Here is a 17,464-nt window from a genome sequence, read left to right as displayed (position 1 = left end):
CTGCTCGTTCCAGAAGGCGCTCATGTCGTCCACCGGCGGCGGAAAGGCATCCGGCGTGCCGCGGCGCAGGCGCACGAAGGATTGCTGCATGGAGGTGAAGAGGTGGTTCGCCTCTGCATCCGTATCGGCAGCGGCGCCCATCACGCCGACCATGGCATGCGGCCTGTCGAGATATTGCGAGGGCGTGAAGCGCTCGCGGTATATTTCGAGCGCCGAGAGCAGCATGTCGGGTGCGAAATGCGAGGCGAAGGCAAAGGGCAGGCCGAGCATGCCGGCGAGATGCGCCGAATAATGGCTGGAGCCGAGCAACCAGACCGGCACATTGCTGTTGACGCCGGGGATGGCGACGACTTTCTGCTGCGCGCTCGGCGGCCCCATCAGCTGCATCAACTCGATGACATCCTGCGGGAAATTTTCGGCGCCGCTGTCGAGATTGCGGCGCAGCGCCTGCGCGGTGCGCATGTCGGTGCCGGGTGCACGGCCGAGGCCGAGATCGATGCGGTCGGGAAAGAGTGCCGCGAGCGTGCCGAACTGCTCGGCGATCACCAGCGGCGAATGGTTCGGCAGCATGATGCCGCCGGAACCGACGCGGATCTTTTCTGTGCCGGCCGCGACATGCTGGATGACGAGGGAGGTGGCGGCGCTGGCGATGCCGCGCATGCCGTGGTGCTCGGCGAGCCAGAAACGTTTGTAACCGAAGGCTTCCGCCTCCTGCGCGAGGCGGCGGGAATTGGCCAGCGACTGGGCGACGGTGCCGCCTTCGATGACCGGGGACAGGTCGAGGATGGAGAAGGGCACCATGAGAGCGGCCTCTTGTAAGGGAATTTGATCGTCCTCCCATGTAGGTTCAGTTTTGCGAAATCCAAGCAAGCCGTAGCGGCTTTTCTCCTGCCGGCTTCGATGTTTTTGTTTTGTTCACATTTCCCTGGCAGGGTCCGCTGGACAGGGCTAGGATTTTTGCATGCAGGAAACGATTCGCATCATCGGCATCGACCCGGGGCTTCGCCGCACCGGCTGGGGCATCATCGAGACGCTCGGCAACTCGCTGCGCTTCGTCGCCTCGGGCACCGTGACCTCCGATGGCGATATGGATCTCGCCTCGCGGCTCTGCCAGTTGCATGACGGCCTTGCCGAGATCGTGCACAGCTATCAGCCGCAGGAAGCGGCAGTTGAGCAGACCTTCGTCAACAAGGATGCGGCGGCCACGCTGAAGCTCGGCCAAGCGCGCGGCATCGCCATGCTGGTGCCCGCCCGCGCAGGCTTGCGCGTCGCCGAATATGCGCCGAATGCTGTGAAGAAGGCGGTCATCGGCGTCGGCCACGGCGAGAAGCAGCAAATCCACATGATGCTGAAGGTGCTGATGCCGAAGGCGACCTTCGTGGGCAACGATGCCGCCGATGCGCTCGCCATCGCCATCTGCCACGCCCACAATCGCCAAGGCCTCTCCGGCCGCCTCGCCAAGCTCGCCGGCTGATTTGTTCTTGACTTGTTCCGGTTGTGGCGATAAGTAATACCGCAGAGGTATTACCATGCGTGTGACGGAAAAAGGCCAGGTGACGATTCCGAAGGATATCCGCGACCGGTTGCGTATCGGTCCTGGTTCCGAAGTCGATTTCGTTGCGGATGAGAAGGGGGCACGGCTCATCGTCGTTTCTGGCGGCAAGGCCGCCGAGCCCGACGATTTCGAGGCGTGGCTGAAGAGCCGCTCCGGAACCTTCAATACCGGCGGTATGACGGGCGATGAATATGTCGAGTGGCTTCGGGGACCGCGTGATGACCTCGGTTCTGATTGACACCAATATCATCATTGATGTCTTCGGGCCGGAAACATCCTTCAAGGACTGGTCCTCGGATGCCATCCTCACGCTGAAGCCGGGTGCACAGTTCATCCTGTCGCCTATCGTCTGGGCAGAGTTGGCGGGATTGATGCCAAGCGAGGATGCGTTGGCGCAGACACTGTCGCGCCTCAACCCGGCGCGCGAGGCCCTGCCGTTTTCCGCTGCCTATCAGGCGGGCATCGCGCATCAGCGCTATAGGCGCGCTGGCGGGCAGCGCGAGCGCACCTTGCCGAATTTCCTGATCGGCGCGCATGCGCAGGCGCGGGGGCACCGCCTTCTCACCCGCGACGCCGCCCGCTATCGCAGCTATTTTCCCGCCCTCGACATCATCTCTCCCGAAACCCATCCCTGACGGACACCCACCATGATCGGCAAACTCAAAGGCACCATCGACGAGATCGGCGACGACCATGTGGTGCTGGATGTGCATGGGGTCGGCTATGTCGCGCATTGCTCGGCACGCACGCTCGGCAGGCTCGGCTCGGCCGGCGAGGCGGCGGTGCTGTTCATCGAGACCTATGTGCGCGAGGACCAGTTCCGGCTGTTCGGCTTCCTGACGGCGCTGGAGCGGGAGTGGTTCCGGCTGTTGCAGAGTGTGCAGGGCGTCGGCTCCAAGGTGGCGCTGGCCGTGCTCTCGACATTGACGCCGGGGGAACTCGCCAATGCCATCGCGCTGCAGGACAAGACGGCGGTGTCGCGGGCGCCGGGCGTCGGGCCGAAGGTGGCGGTGCGTATCATGACGGAGCTGCGCAACAAGGCGCCGGCCTTTGCGGGCGAGGCGGCCGCATCGATCGGGCTCAAGCAGGAGCTTGGCGAAGGCGTGGCCTCCGCGCCGGTTTCCGATGCCGTCTCCGCTCTCACCAATCTCGGCTATTCGCGCGACCAGGCGGCCAATGCCATCGCGGCGGCGCTGAAGAACGGCGGGGAGGGGGCCGACAGCGCCAAGCTCATCCGCCTCGGCCTCAAGGAATTGTCGCGGTGAGGCGGTTGCCTTCCTGGGCCGACAATGGGATTAGGGCGCGATGAGCGACGAAAACAGACTGCTGGCGCCGGAAAAGCGTGGCGAGGACATCGATACCGCTTTGCGGCCGCAGACGCTGGACGATTTTACCGGCCAGGCGGAGGCGCGCGCCAACCTGAAGATCTTCATCGAGGCGGCGAAAAACCGCGGCGAGGCGCTTGACCACGTGCTCTTCGTCGGTCCGCCCGGCCTCGGCAAGACAACGCTTGCCCAGATCATGGCGAAGGAACTCGGCGTCAATTTCCGCTCGACCTCCGGCCCGGTTATCGCCAAGGCCGGTGATCTTGCCGCACTGCTCACCAATCTCGAAGAGCGCGACGTGCTCTTCATCGACGAAATCCACCGCCTCAACCCGGCCGTCGAGGAAATCCTCTATCCGGCCATGGAGGATTTCCAGCTCGACCTGATCATCGGCGAAGGTCCGGCCGCGCGTTCGGTGAAGATCGACCTGTCGAAATTCACGCTCGTCGCCGCCACCACCCGTCTCGGCCTGCTCACCACGCCGCTGCGCGATCGCTTCGGCATTCCGGTGCGGCTCAATTTCTATACCGTCGAGGAACTGGAATCGATCGTGCGCCGCGGCGCGCGGCTGATGGGCCTTGGTATGACGGATGAAGGTGCGCGCGAGATCGCCCGTCGTGCTCGAGGCACGCCACGCATCGCCGGACGCCTGCTGCGCCGGGTCCGCGATTTCGCCGAAGTGGCGCGGGCGGATGCGGTCACCCAGAAGATCGCCGATGAGGCGCTGACGCGGCTGCTCGTCGACAATATGGGTCTCGACCAGCTCGACCGGCGGTACCTTTCGATGATCGCGCATAATTTCGGCGGCGGCCCCGTCGGCATCGAGACGATCGCGGCAGGACTGTCCGAGCCGCGCGATGCGATCGAGGACATTATCGAGCCCTATATGATCCAGCAGGGTTTCATCCAGCGCACGCCGCGCGGGCGCGTTTTGACCGTAAATGCCTGGAAACATATGGGGTTGACGCCGCCCAAGGACTTGGAGGCAACGCAGTTCCGGCTTTTCTCCGAAGACGATTGAGCATGAGCGACACGAACCACCAGAATTTCCCAGGCCATCATCTTTCGGGCGAGTTGACCGACGCCGGCCATCGGCTCGTGCAGCGGGTCTATTACGAGGACACGGATTTTTCCGGCGTGGTCTACCACGCCCGCTACCTGCATTTCCTCGAGCGCGGCCGGACGGATTATCTGCGCCTGCTCGGCGTGGAGCAGGGCAGCCTCGTTCTGGAAGAGGACCGCGAGGGGCTGGTCTTCGTCGTGCATCGCATGGAGATCGACTTCAAGGCGCCGGCGCGCATGGACGATATCCTGACCATCCAGACCGCCACCGAGAAGGCGGGCGGCGCGAAAATGATCCTCAACCAGGAAATCCGCCGGGGCGAGCAATTGCTGATCGCCGCCCGCGTCATTATCGCGGTCATCAATTCCGCCGGGCGGCCGCGTCGCCTGCCGGAAGGATTGGCGGCGCGGTTTCTTGCCAAAGTGCAAGAAGCGTCCGGCGCGCCTTCGCGGTAACACTCCCTTAACCATAATGATGTCTTACTCGGTTCGTGAGGATTTTGTGCACTGCACGTCATCCTTTAACCAAAATTGCCGTGAAGAAGGCAGGTTGTAAGCGTTTACCGGCATGGCAGCCGGCGGCATCAACCGGACATTCTTGACGGATATGCGAAGCGGATGGGGCAAAACCCCACGAGCAACGTTCGTTCTGTGAATGCCGATGCGGCTCGACCTCCCAGGAGACCGCACGGCGTGAATGTGACCCGGTTCGAGCCGTTAGCGCCCGTGCCGGGTGTTTGGATTCGGGGACATAGGTCTATGGAACAAGTGGGTTTGGAAGCGGCTGCGAATGTGTCCCTCTGGGGTCTCTTCATGCAGGCCGGATTCATCGTGAAGCTGGTCATGCTCGGCCTTCTTGCCGCGTCCGTCTGGACCTGGGCGATCGTCGTCGACAAGGCGGTGAGCTACGGCAAGGCGCGTCGCCAGCTCGACAGCTTCGAACAGGTCTTCTGGTCCGGCCAGTCGCTTGAGGAGCTCTACCGCACGCTGTCGGATCGTCAGACTTCGGGCATGAGTGCCATCTTCGTGGCGGCGATGCGCGAGTGGAAGAAGAGCTTCGAGCGTGGTGCGCGCTCGCCGATCGGCCTGCAGATGCGTATCGACCGGGCGATGGACGTGACGCTGTCGCGGGAATCCGAAACGCTGGAAGCGCGTCTCGGCTCGCTCGCCACCATCGGTTCGGCGGCGCCCTTCGTCGGCCTCTTCGGCACCGTCGTCGGTATCATGACGTCGTTCCAGGCGATCGCGGGCTCCAAGCAGACCAGCCTTGCGGTCGTTGCCCCCGGTATCGCGGAAGCCCTTCTCGCGACGGCTATCGGCCTCGTCGCCGCAATTCCGGCGGTTATTGCCTACAACAAGTTCTCCGCCGATGCCGGCAAGCTGACGGCGCGCATGGAAGGCTTCGCGGACGAATTTTCCGCCATCCTCTCGCGCCAGATCGACGAGAAGCTGCAGCCGCGCGCCGCGGCGCAGTGATCGGCTTCTAGAAGAGACGGAGACGACGCCATGGGCATGTCAGTCGGAGCAAAAAATTCGGGCGGCGGTCGCCGCCGTCGCGGCGGCAAGAAGGCCCCGATCAGCGAGATCAACGTGACGCCGATGGTCGACGTCATGCTCGTTCTGCTCATCATCTTCATGGTCGCAGCCCCGCTGATGACCGTCGGCGTGCCGCTCGACCTGCCGAAGACGCAGGCCAAGGCGTTGAACGCCGATACCCAGCCGATCACCGTCTCGGTCAAGGCCGACGGTCAGGTCTATCTGCAGGAAACCGCGATCCCGATCGAGGAAGTGGCCGCCAAACTGCAGGCCGTGGCGACGACCGGCTATACCGAGCGCATCTTCGTGCGTGGCGACGGCAATGCGCCTTACGGCATCATCGCCGACGTCATGTCGCGCATCCAGGCCGGCGGCTTCACTAATATCGGTCTCGTCACCGAGCAGAAACCGGACAGGTAATCGCACGCCATGAAGGGCAGCCTTGCCACATCCGCCGTCATCCACGCCCTGGTCCTGACCTGGGCGCTGGTTGCACTGGGCAGTCCCGAAAGTTTCGAGGTCGCCGACGTCGAGGCGCTGCCGGTCGATATCGTGTCGATCGAGGAGCTGACGCAACTTCAGCAGGGCGAGAAGACGGCCGAGCTGAAGGAAAAGGCTGCACCCATTCCGACCAAGAGGGAAACATCCGTCGAGAATGCGGAAAATGCCGGCGACAACAAAGTCGACCTGAAGAACCTGCCGACGCCGGAAGAAAAACCGCGCGACATCGAGACGGCCGCCGCGCCGGAAAAGGCCGAGAAGGCCGTTCAGACGCCGGACACCAAGCCTGTTGAGGACGTAAAGCAGGAACAGCCTGCGAGTGAACCCACGACGGAAGTCGCAGCGGTTGCCGAGAAGAAGCAGGACGTCAAGCCGGATCCGAAGCCCGAGGCGACACCGTCCGAAGAGAAGCCGACGATCGACCCGGAAGCCGAAGCGCTGCCGGACAAGATCCCGCTTCCCGAGATGAAGCCGAAGCTCGAGACGAAGAAGACCGAGACGGCGGAAAAGCCGGCCGAGAAGAAGGTGGAAACGGCCAAGGCCGAGACTGCCAAGACGCCAGACCGTAAGAAAGACGAGAAGAAGAAGCAGGAAAAAGCAAGCTCGACGAACGAAACCGAATTCAACTCGGATGAGATTTCGGCACTTCTCAACAAGGAAAAGGCAGCCGGTGGCGGCGCCAAGAGTTCGAAGCAAGAGGCTGCACTCGGCGTCAAAAAACCGTCGACGGGCGCCAAGCTTTCGATGAGCGAGATGGACGCCCTGCGCGGCCAGATCCAGAACAACTGGTCGATCATTCCCGGCATGGCCGACGCGTCCGACGTGCGTATCAAAGTGACGATGCAGCTCGATCAGAACGGCGACATTATCGGCGAGCCGGAAGTGACCGCAACGGGTGGTTCGGAATCCGCCCGCCGTGCCCTTGCCGGCGGCGCTCGCCGCGCCATCATGAAATCACGGCCCTTCAAAGGGCTGCCGCCCGAAAAATATGACGCCTGGAGCGAAGTCGTCGTGAACTTCGACCCCAGTCAGATGATGTAAGAACTAGGAAGGCCTAGAAAAGATGTTCAGACGCACTCTCCTCCGTATGCTGGTCGTTCTGACCGGCCTCGCGGCTTTCCTGCCGCAGGCCTGGGCGGTCGTGGAAATCAACATCAACAAGGGTAATGTCGAGCCGCTGCCAATCGCGGTGACGGATTTCATTGCCAGTGGTGACCTCGGCCAGCGTATCAGCGACGTGGTCGCAGCCGACCTGAAGCGGTCCGGCCTCTTCGCGCCTGTCAACAAGCAGGCCTTCATCGAGAAGATCTCGAACCCGGACCAGGCACCGCGTTTCGAGGACTGGAAAGTCATCAACGCGCAGGCTCTTGTCACTGGCCGTGTGACGCAGGAAGGCGACGGCCGCCTGCGTGCCGAATTCCGCCTCTGGGACACTTTTGCCGGCCAGCAGCTGACCGGCCAGCAGTTCTACACGCAGCCGGAAAACTGGCGCCGTGTGGCTCATATCATCGCCGACGCCATCTATGAGCGCCTGACCGGTGAAAAGGGCTACTTCGACACGCGCATCGTCTATGTCGCCGAAAGCGGCCCGAAGACGGCCCGCAAGCGCCAGCTCGCCATCATGGACCAGGACGGTTTCAACGCCCGCGCGCTCACCAATTCCAACGATCTCGTCCTGACGCCGCGCTTCTCGCCGAACCGTCAGGAAATCACCTACATGTCCTTCGAGGGCAACCAGCCGCGCGTCTACCTGCTCCAGCTGGAGACCGGACAGCGCGAAGTGGTCGGTAACTTCCCGGGCATGACGTTCTCGCCGCGCTTCTCGCCGGATGGTCAGAAGGTCATCATGAGCCTTCAGCAGGAAGGCAATTCCAACATTTATACGATGGACCTGCGCTCGCGCACCACGACCCGTCTCACCTCGACGGCGGCCATCGATACCTCGCCGTCCTATTCGCCCGACGGTTCGCAGATCGTTTTCGAAAGCGACCGTGGCGGCAAGCCGCAGCTCTATGTGATGGGCGCCGACGGTTCCGGCCAGCGCCGCATCTCCTTCGGCGATGGTTCCTATTCCACGCCGGTCTGGTCTCCGCGCGGCGATCTCATCGCCTTCACCAAGCAATCGGGCGGCAAGTTCTCGATCGGCGTGATGAAGACGGACGGTTCGGGCGAACGCATTCTGACCTCGGGCTTCCACAATGAGGGCCCGACCTGGGCGCCAAACGGCCGCGTGCTGATGTTCTTCCGCCAGGGTGCCGGTGCCGGCGGTCCGCAGATCTATTCGATCGACCTCTCCGGGTATAACGAGCAGCAGGTCCAGACGAAGGGCTTCGCCTCCGACCCGGCCTGGTCGCCGCTGCTGGAATAGGACCACAGGGTCACAGATAAGGCGGGTCTGCCGCGTTCTTGCCGCAAAGTCCTGTAAATCAGGCTTTCACGGCGAGACGCGGCAGACGCGTTTTTGCATGACGCCCATCGCGCAGGCGCGACATGAAATCGCGGCAGGGTGGGTGAGGAAAAGAGAATGCGAGGGGCCGGGGACGGTCTTACAAGCAATCGTTAACCATAATTGTTGAGTGCGGATTAACCGACTGCGGTTACAGTCTGGCAACCCTGATTGAAAACCGTGCTTCAACGAACTTGACGCAAAACTGATGCAAGGAGACCGGCTCATGAGCCGCATTCATTCCCCGGCCGCTGGCCGTATGCAGACCATCGCCCGCAACCCGGTGATGATCGCGCTTGTCATGACGCTTGCCCTCGCAGGCTGCGCCTCCAAGAAGAACCTGCCGAACAGCGCCGGCGACCTCGGCCTGAACGGCGGTGCCGGTGCTGCAACGCCGGGCTCGCAGCAGGACTTCACCGTCAATGTCGGCGACCGCATCTTCTTCGACACCGATTCGTCGTCGGTCCGTGCGGATGCCGCCGCGACGCTCGACCGCCAGGCCCAGTGGCTGCAGCGCTATCCGAACTACGCCATCACGGTCGAAGGCCATGCCGACGAACGCGGCACGCGTGAATACAACCTCGCACTCGGCGCACGCCGCGCTGCGGCGACCCGCCAGTATCTCGCGTCGCGCGGCGTTCCGGCAAACCGTATGAAGACGATCTCCTACGGCAAGGAAAAGCCGGTCGCCGTCTGCGACGACATTTCCTGCTGGTCGCAGAACCGCCGCGCCGTCACCGTTCTCGGTGGCGCGGGCATGTAATTCCTCGCCAAGAGGATCCTGAGGAAAGGCGGCCCATCGGCCGCCTTTCTTTTTTCAACACACTTTGGCCGAACTCCGTTGCTTTTTAAGTGCATTTGGAAAACTCTTGCGGCAGCGCTTCGGCGTGTAACGGCACCAACAGGACGAACATAGATGAAGAAACTTGTCGCGGCAGGCGTTTTCAGTCTCGCAGCGGTAGCAGGCATGGTCGGGCCGATCAGCGCATCGCCGCTCTCGACCCTGACGAACGGCTTTCTGCCGGCGCAGAACGAACGCGCGGCGAAGGGCAATGTGGTTCTGGCGCAGGCCATGGACCCGCGCGTCGGTGAGCTCGAAGAGCAGATCCGCACCCTCAACGGCCGGATCGAGGAAATGAGCTACCAGCTTCTGCAGATGCAGGAACAGCTTCGCAAGACGCAGGAAGACAACGAATACCGCTTCCAAGATCTGGAAAGCGGCAAGGGCGGCGCCAAAGGCAAGAGCGGCGCGCTCGACAAACCGGTGGATGGCGGCACGGCCGGCCAGCAGACCGCAACGAATCAGGTTCCGGCGGATGATACCGCCGGAACCGACAGCCAGAGTGCTTCCAATGGCGGCACTGGCGCGCAGCCGCAGGAGCTGGGCTCGATCCGCTTCGACGAAAACGGCAATCCGATCGGTGCGGCCAACAATCCCGACCTCAACAATCAGAGCGCTGCGATCGGCAACGATAACGAGTTGCCGGGCGTCGATGGCGGCAGCAACCTGCCTGCGGCATCCGAATCGTCCACTGCATCGCTCGACAATCCCGACGACCTCTACAATGTCGCCTATGGCCATGTGCTGACCGGCGACTACCAGATGGCCGAGCGCGAATTCCGCGACTATCTCGACATCTTCCCGAAAGGCGAGAAGGCGGCGGACGCTAACTTCTGGATGGGCGAAGCCCAATATTCCCAGGGCAATTACAACGACGCGGCCAAGACCTTCCTGAATGCGCACCAGACCTTCAGCAAGTCGAAGAAAGCGCCGGAAATGCTGCTGAAGCTCGGTATGTCGCTCGCTGCCCTCGACAACCGTGAGACCGCCTGCGCGACGTTGCGCGAAGTCGGCAAGCGCTACCCCAACGCCTCCAAGGCCGTGAAGAGCAAGGTCACGTCCGAACAGAGCCGTCTGTCCTGCTGATTGCGGGCGAAAGCCAGGCCGTGGCCCGCGCGGAACAATCCGTCGTCGAGGCAGCCGGCCATTTCCTAGACAGTTTCAAGCATCCGTCGCGCCTGCTGATCGCCATTTCCGGCGGCAGCGATTCGACCGGCTTGCTCGTGGCACTCGCCACGCTCCGCGCCACCGGGCGCTATCCCAATATCAGCCTTGCGGCCTGCACAGTCGATCATGCACTTCGTCCCGGTTCCGCGGACGAGGCCATGGCCGTTGCGGCGCTCTGCGCCCGATATGGTATTCCACACATCACCCGTCGGTGGGATGGCGCCAAACCCGCGACCGGCCTTCAGGCTGCGGCGCGCACCAAGCGCTATGAGTTGCTGGTGGACGCTGCAGCCACGGCGGGCGCCGACGCGATCCTCTCCGCACACACGCTTGATGATCAGAACGAGACCGTTGCCATGCGTGCCGAACGCTCGGCTGCGGGCGTCGGGCTATCGGGCATGGCGGATGCCGTTCTGTTGAACGGTTCGGTCTGGCTGCTGCGACCGTTTCTCGGCGTGGATCGGGCCGCAGTTCGTGCCTTTCTTGCTGCGCGCGGCGAGACGTGGATCGAGGATCCCAGCAATCTCAACCCCCGTTTCGAGCGCGTGCGCATCCGCCAGCGGGAAGGGGGGCTGAAGCATAGCCGCGAGGCGGCTGATAGATTGGCTTTGTCCGAGAGGGCCTCGGCGTTTTTGGCGCGGAACGTGTGTCCAGACCCAGAGGCTCTTGCGCTTGATGTCCTGGCAATCGATACGGCTCTCAGTGATCCCGCCGCGTGGCGCGGCCTGCTGATGCTCGCCGCCACGGCAGGCGGACGCGTTCACACGCTGGAAACTGCTTCCGCCGAGCGTTTGCGCAGCTTTCTTGCCAGCGGCAGACTGTCGCGGGTCACCACCGGCCGCGTTGTATTCGACCGGCGGCGCGAGGGGTTGTTTGTTTATCGCGAGTGCCGTGGCATCGAGCCAACACTGTTACCGGCGGGAGCGGCGGCGCTCTGGGACGGGCGCTATCGCGTGACCAATATCGCGCATCGGCCGATCGTCGTCCGCGCCGCCGGTTATGGGGCAAATGGCGAGGGGGAGGGCCTTCGCGGGCCGGCTCTGCGTGCGCAAAAAGCCATGCCGTGCCTGAAATTCGAGGATGGGACCATGGTGCCAAACGGTGCGGGCTTCATTCAGGCCATTATTGCGCCCTATCGGCTGTTCCTGCCGCGTTTCGATCTGCCGCTTGCCAATACGCTTGCGGGTATTTGGGGTGTCCCGGCCTTTCCGTCTCCGCCGAACGAATGAAGGCGCGGGCCTGCGCGTTGTGTTAGAATATTGCCGGACGTGGATGAGGAGGGCGCCGAAGACGACGCTTCTCGTTGACGATAGCGTGAGAAATGCCCGTGGCCCGTGCGCTTTGCCTTGGCAAGGCCGCATGGCGACCCTATGTTAAGCGCAAAGAAGCGGCCGGGAGAGCTCGGCCGGGAAAGTACCTGGAACGTTCGATGAATCCCAATTTCCGTAACTTCGCCCTCTGGGCGATCATCGCCCTCCTGCTGATCGCGCTGTTCAGCATGTTCCAGACGAGCCCGGCGCAAACCGGTTCGCGGGAGATTCCCTATTCGCAGTTCCTCAAGGAGGTCGACTCGAGCCGGGTGAAGGAAGTGGTGATCACCGGTGAGAAGATCGTCGGCAGCTATGTCGAGACCGGTGCGACCTTCCAGACCTACGCGCCGACCGGCGACAATTCGCTCGTCCAGCGCCTTGAGGCGAAGAACGTCGTCGTCAGCGCGCGCCCGGAAACGGACGGGTCCTCCGGCTTCCTAAGCTATATCGGCACGCTCCTGCCCATGCTCCTGATCCTCGGTGTCTGGCTGTTCTTCATGCGCCAGATGCAAGGCGGTTCGCGCGGCGCCATGGGTTTCGGCAAGTCCAAGGCCAAGCTTCTGACCGAAGCGCATGGCCGCGTCACCTTCGCTGACGTTGCCGGCGTGGATGAAGCCAAGCAGGACCTGGAGGAAATCGTCGAGTTCCTGCGCGATCCCCAAAAATTCCAGCGTCTTGGCGGCCGTATTCCGCGCGGCGTGCTGCTCGTCGGCCCGCCTGGTACCGGTAAGACGCTGCTCGCACGCTCCGTCGCGGGCGAAGCCAACGTGCCGTTCTTCACCATTTCCGGTTCGGACTTCGTGGAAATGTTCGTCGGCGTCGGCGCAAGCCGCGTGCGCGATATGTTCGAGCAGGCCAAGAAGAACGCGCCCTGCATCATCTTCATCGACGAAATCGACGCCGTCGGCCGTCATCGCGGCGCCGGCCTCGGCGGCGGCAATGACGAGCGCGAGCAGACGCTGAACCAGCTCCTCGTCGAGATGGACGGTTTCGAGGCCAATGAGGGCATCATCCTGATCGCCGCGACCAACCGTCCGGACGTTCTCGACCCGGCGCTGCTGCGTCCCGGCCGTTTCGACCGCCAGGTCGTCGTGCCGAACCCCGATATCGTCGGCCGCGAGCGCATCCTCAAGGTGCACGTGCGCAACGTGCCGCTCGCGCCGAATGTTGACCTCAAGATTCTCGCCCGCGGTACGCCCGGTTTCTCCGGTGCCGACCTCATGAACCTCGTCAACGAGGCTGCCCTGATGGCGGCGCGTCGCAACAAGCGTCTCGTCACCATGCAGGAATTCGAGGACGCCAAGGACAAGATCATGATGGGTGCGGAGCGCCGCTCTTCCGCCATGACCGAAGCGGAAAAGAAGCTCACCGCCTATCACGAGGCCGGCCATGCTATCGTCGCGCTCAAGGTGCCGCTCGCCGATCCCTTGCACAAGGCGACGATCATCCCGCGCGGTCGTGCGCTCGGCATGGTCATGCAGCTGCCCGAGGGCGACCGCTACTCGATGAGCTACAAGTGGATGGTCTCGCGCCTCGCCATCATGATGGGCGGTCGTGTCGCCGAAGAAATCACCTTCGGCAAGGACAACATCACCTCGGGTGCCTCGTCGGACATCGAGCAGGCAACGAAGCTTGCCCGCGCCATGGTTACGCAGTGGGGCTTCTCCGATCAGCTCGGTCAGGTCGCCTATGGTGAAAACCAGCAAGAGGTCTTCCTCGGTCATTCGGTTGCCCAGCAGAAGAATGTTTCGGAAGCCACGGCCCAGAAGATCGATAACGAAATCCGCCGCCTGATCGACGAGGCCTATTCCGAGGCCAAGCGCATCATCACCGAGCAGAACCACGAATTCGTGGCGCTCGCCGAAGGCCTGCTCGAATACGAGACGCTGACGGGTGATGAGATCAAGGCACTGATCCGCGGCGAGAAGCCGGCGCGGGACCTGGGTGACGATACGCCGCCCAGCCGTGGCTCCGCCGTTCCGAAAGCCGGCCACAAGAAGGGCGGCGAGGCGGAAGGCGGACTGGAGCCGCAGCCGCAATAAAGCATCTGCAAAGATCGAGGAACGGTCGGGAAGATATTTCCGGCCGTTTTCTTTTGGTAACGGGCTGTAATCATTTCTGATCTGCGCGTGGATGCTATTTGCCGGCTTATATGGCAAAGAAACCGCACATCCGCCGTGCCATTAAGGTTAAGGCAGGGGTACGGAGTTAAAGTATTCCGTCTATTAGCAGCTTGATGTATGACCCGGCTATGCTGGGGTGCATAGACAGCCTCGAGCCGGCGCAGCAAAGAATGCCGCCAGCCTGGCGATTTTCAGGAGCACATATGAAACGTCGTTATTTCGGCACGGATGGCATCCGCGGGCAGTCCAACACTTTCCCGATGACGCCTGATCTCGCCATGCGGGTCGGCATCGCCGTCGGCACGATCTTCCGCCGCGGCGCGCATCGCCATCGCGTGGTCATCGGCAAGGACACGCGCCTCTCCGGCTACATGCTGGAAAACGCGATGGTCGCCGGCTTCACGGCCGCAGGCATCGATGCCTTCGTTCTCGGCCCGATCCCGACGCCGGCCGTCGCCATGCTGACGCGCTCGCTGCGTGCGGATATCGGCGTGATGATCTCGGCCTCGCACAATCCCTTCTACGATAACGGCATCAAGCTTTTCGGCCCCGACGGCTACAAGCTATCCGACGAGATCGAGATGGAGATCGAGGAGCTGCTCGAGAAGGACTTGATGGCCCAGCTCGCCAAGTCGGCGGAGATCGGCCGGGCCAAGCGCATCGACGGCGTGCACGACCGTTATATCGAACATGCCAAGCGCACCCTGCCGCGTGACGTCACGCTGCAGGGCCTGCGGATCGCCATCGATTGCGCCAACGGTGCCGCCTATCGCGTGGCGCCGGCCGCGCTCTGGGAGCTCGGTGCCGACGTCGTCACGATCGGCAACGAGCCCGACGGTCTGAACATCAACCTCGAATGCGGCTCGACCCACCCGGAAACATTGCAGCGCAAGGTGCATGAAGTGCGCGCGGATATCGGCATCGCGCTCGACGGTGATGCTGACCGCGTGCAGATCATCGACGAGACCGGGAAGATCATCGACGGTGACCAGCTGATGGCGGTGATCGCGGAAAGCTGGGCGGCCGACGGGATGCTGCGCGGCAATGGTCTCGTCGCGACCGTCATGTCGAACCTCGGTCTCGAGCGCTTCCTGACCGATAAGGGACTCGGCCTCGAGCGCACGAAGGTCGGCGACCGCTATGTCGTCGAGCACATGCGCAACCACGACTACAATGTCGGCGGCGAGCAGTCCGGCCACATCGTGCTTTCCGATTTCGGCACGACGGGCGACGGCCTTGTCGCCGCCCTCCAGGTGCTCGCCTGCGTCAAGCGCAGCGGCAAGACGGTGAGCGACGTGTGCAACCGCTTCGAGCCGGTGCCGCAGGTGCTGAAGAATGTGCGCATCAAGGCCGGCAAGCCGCTGGAGGACGCGACCGTGCGCCAGGCGATTGCCGACGCGGAAAGCGAGCTGGCAAAGAATGGCCGCCTGCTGATCCGTCCGTCCGGCACGGAGCCGCTGATCCGCGTGATGGCCGAAGGCGATGATCGCGGCCAGGTGGAGCGTATCGTCGATGAGCTGGTGAATGTCATCGGCTCGGTGCGCAGCGCCGCGTAATATCGGTATTGTGAAATTCTTCTAGGAGGCCGGTGCGTTGCGCCGGCCTTTTCTTCGTTTCCAAAGTCAGTGTCAGAGGCTTGGAGCTTTCATCGCAGTTTTTATTCAAATTTTACCAAATTCGTGAACGCTTGTTAATGAATACGGTAAATGTTTGTAGTTAATCGGGCCTTAACCTTTCCTCTCCATTATCCAGACCTGATCGAGGGACTTGGGGACCGGCGCACCGGCCGCGCCAAGTTGAAAGCCTATTTGGAGCAAGGCCATGAGGAAAGTTTTGAGTGGCGTCGTCGCCGTCCTGCTGACAGGCTCGTCGGCCTATGCGGCCGATATCTACCAGCCTGACGTCATCGAGGCGCCGGTTCAGGAAGCGGTCGTCGAGACTGGCGGCTGGTATCTGCGCGGCGATATGGGCTGGGCCTATAACAAGAGCCGCGGCGCGAAATATTTCCAGGGGTCGAACGGCAACATGCGTGAATTCGACTCCACGCGCCTCAAGAGCGGTTTCACGCTCGGCGGTGGTGTCGGTTACCAGATCAACGACCACTTCCGTACGGACGTGACGCTCGACTACATGTTCAAGTCGGGCTTCCGCGGTTCGACCTCCGGCAGCTGCGGTGTATCGACGAGCTGCACGTCCACCGACGTGGCGTCCCTGACGGCGCTCAGCCTGCTCGCCAACGCCTATGTCGATATCGGCCACTACGGTGTCTTCACGCCTTATGTCGGCGGCGGTATCGGTGGCACCTATGTCCGCTGGGACGATCTCAAAAACACCTCGTGCGACGACGGCGATCCGACGAACTGCGATCCGACCTTCGTTCACCGCGGCAAGAAGAGCTGGCGCTTTACCTATGCCCTCATGGCAGGTACGGCGATCGATCTGACGTGCAACCTGAAGGCAGATGTGGGCTACCGTTTCCGTCATGTCACCAAGGGCGGTATGTTCGGTTACAACGAGGGCGGCGGTCCGGGCTATGACAAGGGCTTCTACAGCCACGAAGCACGCGCCGGTCTGCGTTATTCCTTCAACGGTTGCGACCAGCAGGCCTATATTCCGCCGGCGGAAATCCCGATCGAGCAGCCGATCTACAAATAATCCTTTCGCGAGACACAGCCAAGGCCGCCCTTCGGGGCGGCCTTTTGCGTTTCGGGCTTTGGCTTCGGTTGGCCCGATTTCAGGCACTTAACCGTTTTTTCATTCCTTAACAGCTATGGTTAATCAACGGTATAAGGCAGCAGCGTCCTCGCTTGCGCCCAGGCCGACCGCAACCGCCGGCATGTCCGGGCTCAAGGGGATCGAAGCCATGTTTCGACGTATCGCACCGCTTGGTATTGCCGTTTTCGCCGGCTTTCTTGCAACGGGCGCGCTTGCGAGCGATCTCGACATCATCAATGCACCTGAGATCGACGTGTCCGGGAGCGCCGTCTCCGAAGGCTGGTATCTGCGCGGCGATCTCGGCTATTCCGGCTGGATGAAGGGCGGCAAGCCGGATTACAAGACGTTCTCGCCGGGTGGTGTGACCTCGCAGGAGGGTTTCGACAGCGCGCGCTTCTCCAAGCCCTTTTCCTACGGCGCGGGCATGGGCTACCAGTTCAACAATTTCCTGCGCACCGACCTGACGACCGATTTCTTCAACGGCACGCTCAATGGCGGCTCGAATGTCGCCCGGCGTTGCAGCGCGAGCGAACCGGTGGGCACGAGCTGCAGCTACAGCCATGAGGCCGACTACAGTGCGGCCAACATCATGGCCAACGGCTATATCGATCTCGGCACCTATGCCGGCTTTACGCCCTATCTGGGTGCGGGGGCGGGCGTAACCTACGTGCGTTGGGAGGATACGACCTTCAATCCCTATTGCGAAAACGGCACCGGTACCTGCTCGGGCGCAGCCTATGTCAAGGACAAGGCGGAAGGCGAGGACAGCTGGCGCTTCACCTACGCGCTGATGGCCGGTGCCTCGGTGGATCTCACAAACCGCATCAAGCTCGACGTCGGCTACCGCTATTCCGACACCGCCGGCGGCAAGATGTTCAAATAT

Annotated in this window: 18 protein-coding genes; 17 read left to right on the top strand and 1 reads right to left on the bottom strand. The window is 62.5% G+C overall.

The features are described 5' to 3' along the window. Positions 1-801, bottom strand: an 801-nt coding sequence (locus ACOZKU_RS13805; protein WP_421579370.1) for an LLM class flavin-dependent oxidoreductase, incomplete at its 3' end; no start/stop codon positions are given. A 160-nt stretch (positions 802-961) separates the two neighbouring features. Here ACOZKU_RS13805 and ruvC point away from each other — a divergent pair. From ruvC to ACOZKU_RS13720, 17 genes are all read left to right on the top strand, one after another. Beyond that, entirely contained in the window at positions 962-1,474 is a 513-nt protein-coding gene (gene ruvC / locus ACOZKU_RS13800; protein ID WP_421579369.1) for a crossover junction endodeoxyribonuclease RuvC, read from the top strand. 55 nt (positions 1,475-1,529) lie between these two features. Continuing rightward, positions 1,530-1,793, top strand: a complete 264-nt coding sequence (locus tag ACOZKU_RS13795; RefSeq protein WP_421579368.1) for an AbrB/MazE/SpoVT family DNA-binding domain-containing protein — start codon at positions 1,530-1,532, stop codon at positions 1,791-1,793. Next, the gene (locus ACOZKU_RS13790) at positions 1,774-2,190 is read left to right on the top strand and encodes a type II toxin-antitoxin system VapC family toxin (RefSeq protein WP_421579367.1); all 417 of its coding nucleotides are present in this window, start codon (positions 1,774-1,776) and stop codon (positions 2,188-2,190) included. The genes ACOZKU_RS13795 and ACOZKU_RS13790 overlap by 20 nt, the downstream gene beginning before the upstream one ends. A 12-nt stretch (positions 2,191-2,202) precedes the next feature. Then, the gene (gene ruvA, locus ACOZKU_RS13785; RefSeq protein WP_421579366.1) at positions 2,203-2,820 is read left to right on the top strand and encodes a Holliday junction branch migration protein RuvA; all 618 of its coding nucleotides are present in this window, start codon (positions 2,203-2,205) and stop codon (positions 2,818-2,820) included. Between the two features lie 40 nt (positions 2,821-2,860). After that, positions 2,861-3,901, top strand: coding sequence for a Holliday junction branch migration DNA helicase RuvB (gene ruvB / locus ACOZKU_RS13780; RefSeq protein WP_314086233.1), 1,041 nt, complete (start codon positions 2,861-2,863; stop codon positions 3,899-3,901). A 2-nt stretch (positions 3,902-3,903) separates the two neighbouring features. After that, a complete protein-coding gene (gene ybgC, locus ACOZKU_RS13775; RefSeq protein ID WP_421579365.1) occupies positions 3,904-4,398 on the top strand; it encodes a tol-pal system-associated acyl-CoA thioesterase in 495 nt (164 codons plus the stop codon). A 303-nt stretch (positions 4,399-4,701) separates the two neighbouring features. After that, positions 4,702-5,418 (top strand): protein TolQ, encoded by a 717-nt coding sequence (gene tolQ / locus ACOZKU_RS13770; RefSeq protein WP_117370501.1) that lies wholly within the window; start codon positions 4,702-4,704, stop codon positions 5,416-5,418. A 30-nt stretch (positions 5,419-5,448) separates the two neighbouring features. After that, complete coding sequence (tolR, locus tag ACOZKU_RS13765) at positions 5,449-5,898, top strand: protein TolR (protein ID WP_314086226.1); 450 nt, start codon at positions 5,449-5,451, stop codon at positions 5,896-5,898. Positions 5,899-5,907: 9 nt separating this feature from the next. Beyond that, positions 5,908-7,020 (top strand): cell envelope integrity protein TolA, encoded by a 1,113-nt coding sequence (locus tag ACOZKU_RS13760; RefSeq protein WP_421579364.1) that lies wholly within the window; start codon positions 5,908-5,910, stop codon positions 7,018-7,020. A 22-nt stretch (positions 7,021-7,042) separates the two neighbouring features. Beyond that, complete coding sequence (gene tolB, locus ACOZKU_RS13755; RefSeq protein ID WP_314086222.1) at positions 7,043-8,347, top strand: Tol-Pal system beta propeller repeat protein TolB; 1,305 nt, start codon at positions 7,043-7,045, stop codon at positions 8,345-8,347. A gap of 304 nt (positions 8,348-8,651) precedes the next feature. Then, on the top strand, positions 8,652-9,188 hold the full coding sequence (pal, locus tag ACOZKU_RS13750; RefSeq protein WP_314086220.1) for a peptidoglycan-associated lipoprotein Pal: 537 nt from the start codon (positions 8,652-8,654) through the stop codon (positions 9,186-9,188). Between the two features lie 153 nt (positions 9,189-9,341). Next, a complete protein-coding gene (gene ybgF / locus ACOZKU_RS13745) occupies positions 9,342-10,352 on the top strand; it encodes a tol-pal system protein YbgF (protein WP_421579363.1) in 1,011 nt (336 codons plus the stop codon). Between the two features lie 20 nt (positions 10,353-10,372). Then, entirely contained in the window at positions 10,373-11,662 is a 1,290-nt protein-coding gene (gene tilS, locus ACOZKU_RS13740) for a tRNA lysidine(34) synthetase TilS (RefSeq protein WP_421579362.1), read from the top strand. 200 nt (positions 11,663-11,862) lie between these two features. Continuing rightward, on the top strand, positions 11,863-13,785 hold the full coding sequence (ftsH, locus tag ACOZKU_RS13735; protein ID WP_314086214.1) for an ATP-dependent zinc metalloprotease FtsH: 1,923 nt from the start codon (positions 11,863-11,865) through the stop codon (positions 13,783-13,785). A 284-nt stretch (positions 13,786-14,069) separates the two neighbouring features. Continuing rightward, entirely contained in the window at positions 14,070-15,422 is a 1,353-nt protein-coding gene (gene glmM, locus ACOZKU_RS13730) for a phosphoglucosamine mutase (RefSeq protein ID WP_421579361.1), read from the top strand. A 265-nt stretch (positions 15,423-15,687) separates the two neighbouring features. Beyond that, positions 15,688-16,521 (top strand): outer membrane protein, encoded by an 834-nt coding sequence (locus ACOZKU_RS13725; protein WP_421579360.1) that lies wholly within the window; start codon positions 15,688-15,690, stop codon positions 16,519-16,521. Positions 16,522-16,729: 208 nt separating this feature from the next. Then, positions 16,730-17,464: outer membrane protein (locus ACOZKU_RS13720; RefSeq protein WP_421579359.1), on the top strand; the 735-nt coding region annotated here is incomplete at its 3' end.

The sequence above is a fragment of the Shinella sp. M31 genome (genome assembly GCF_049199205.1).
GTDB lineage: Bacteria > Pseudomonadota > Alphaproteobacteria > Rhizobiales > Rhizobiaceae > Shinella.
Note: the sequence above shows the minus strand (reverse complement) of the source record. Positions and strands in the feature narration are given on the sequence as shown.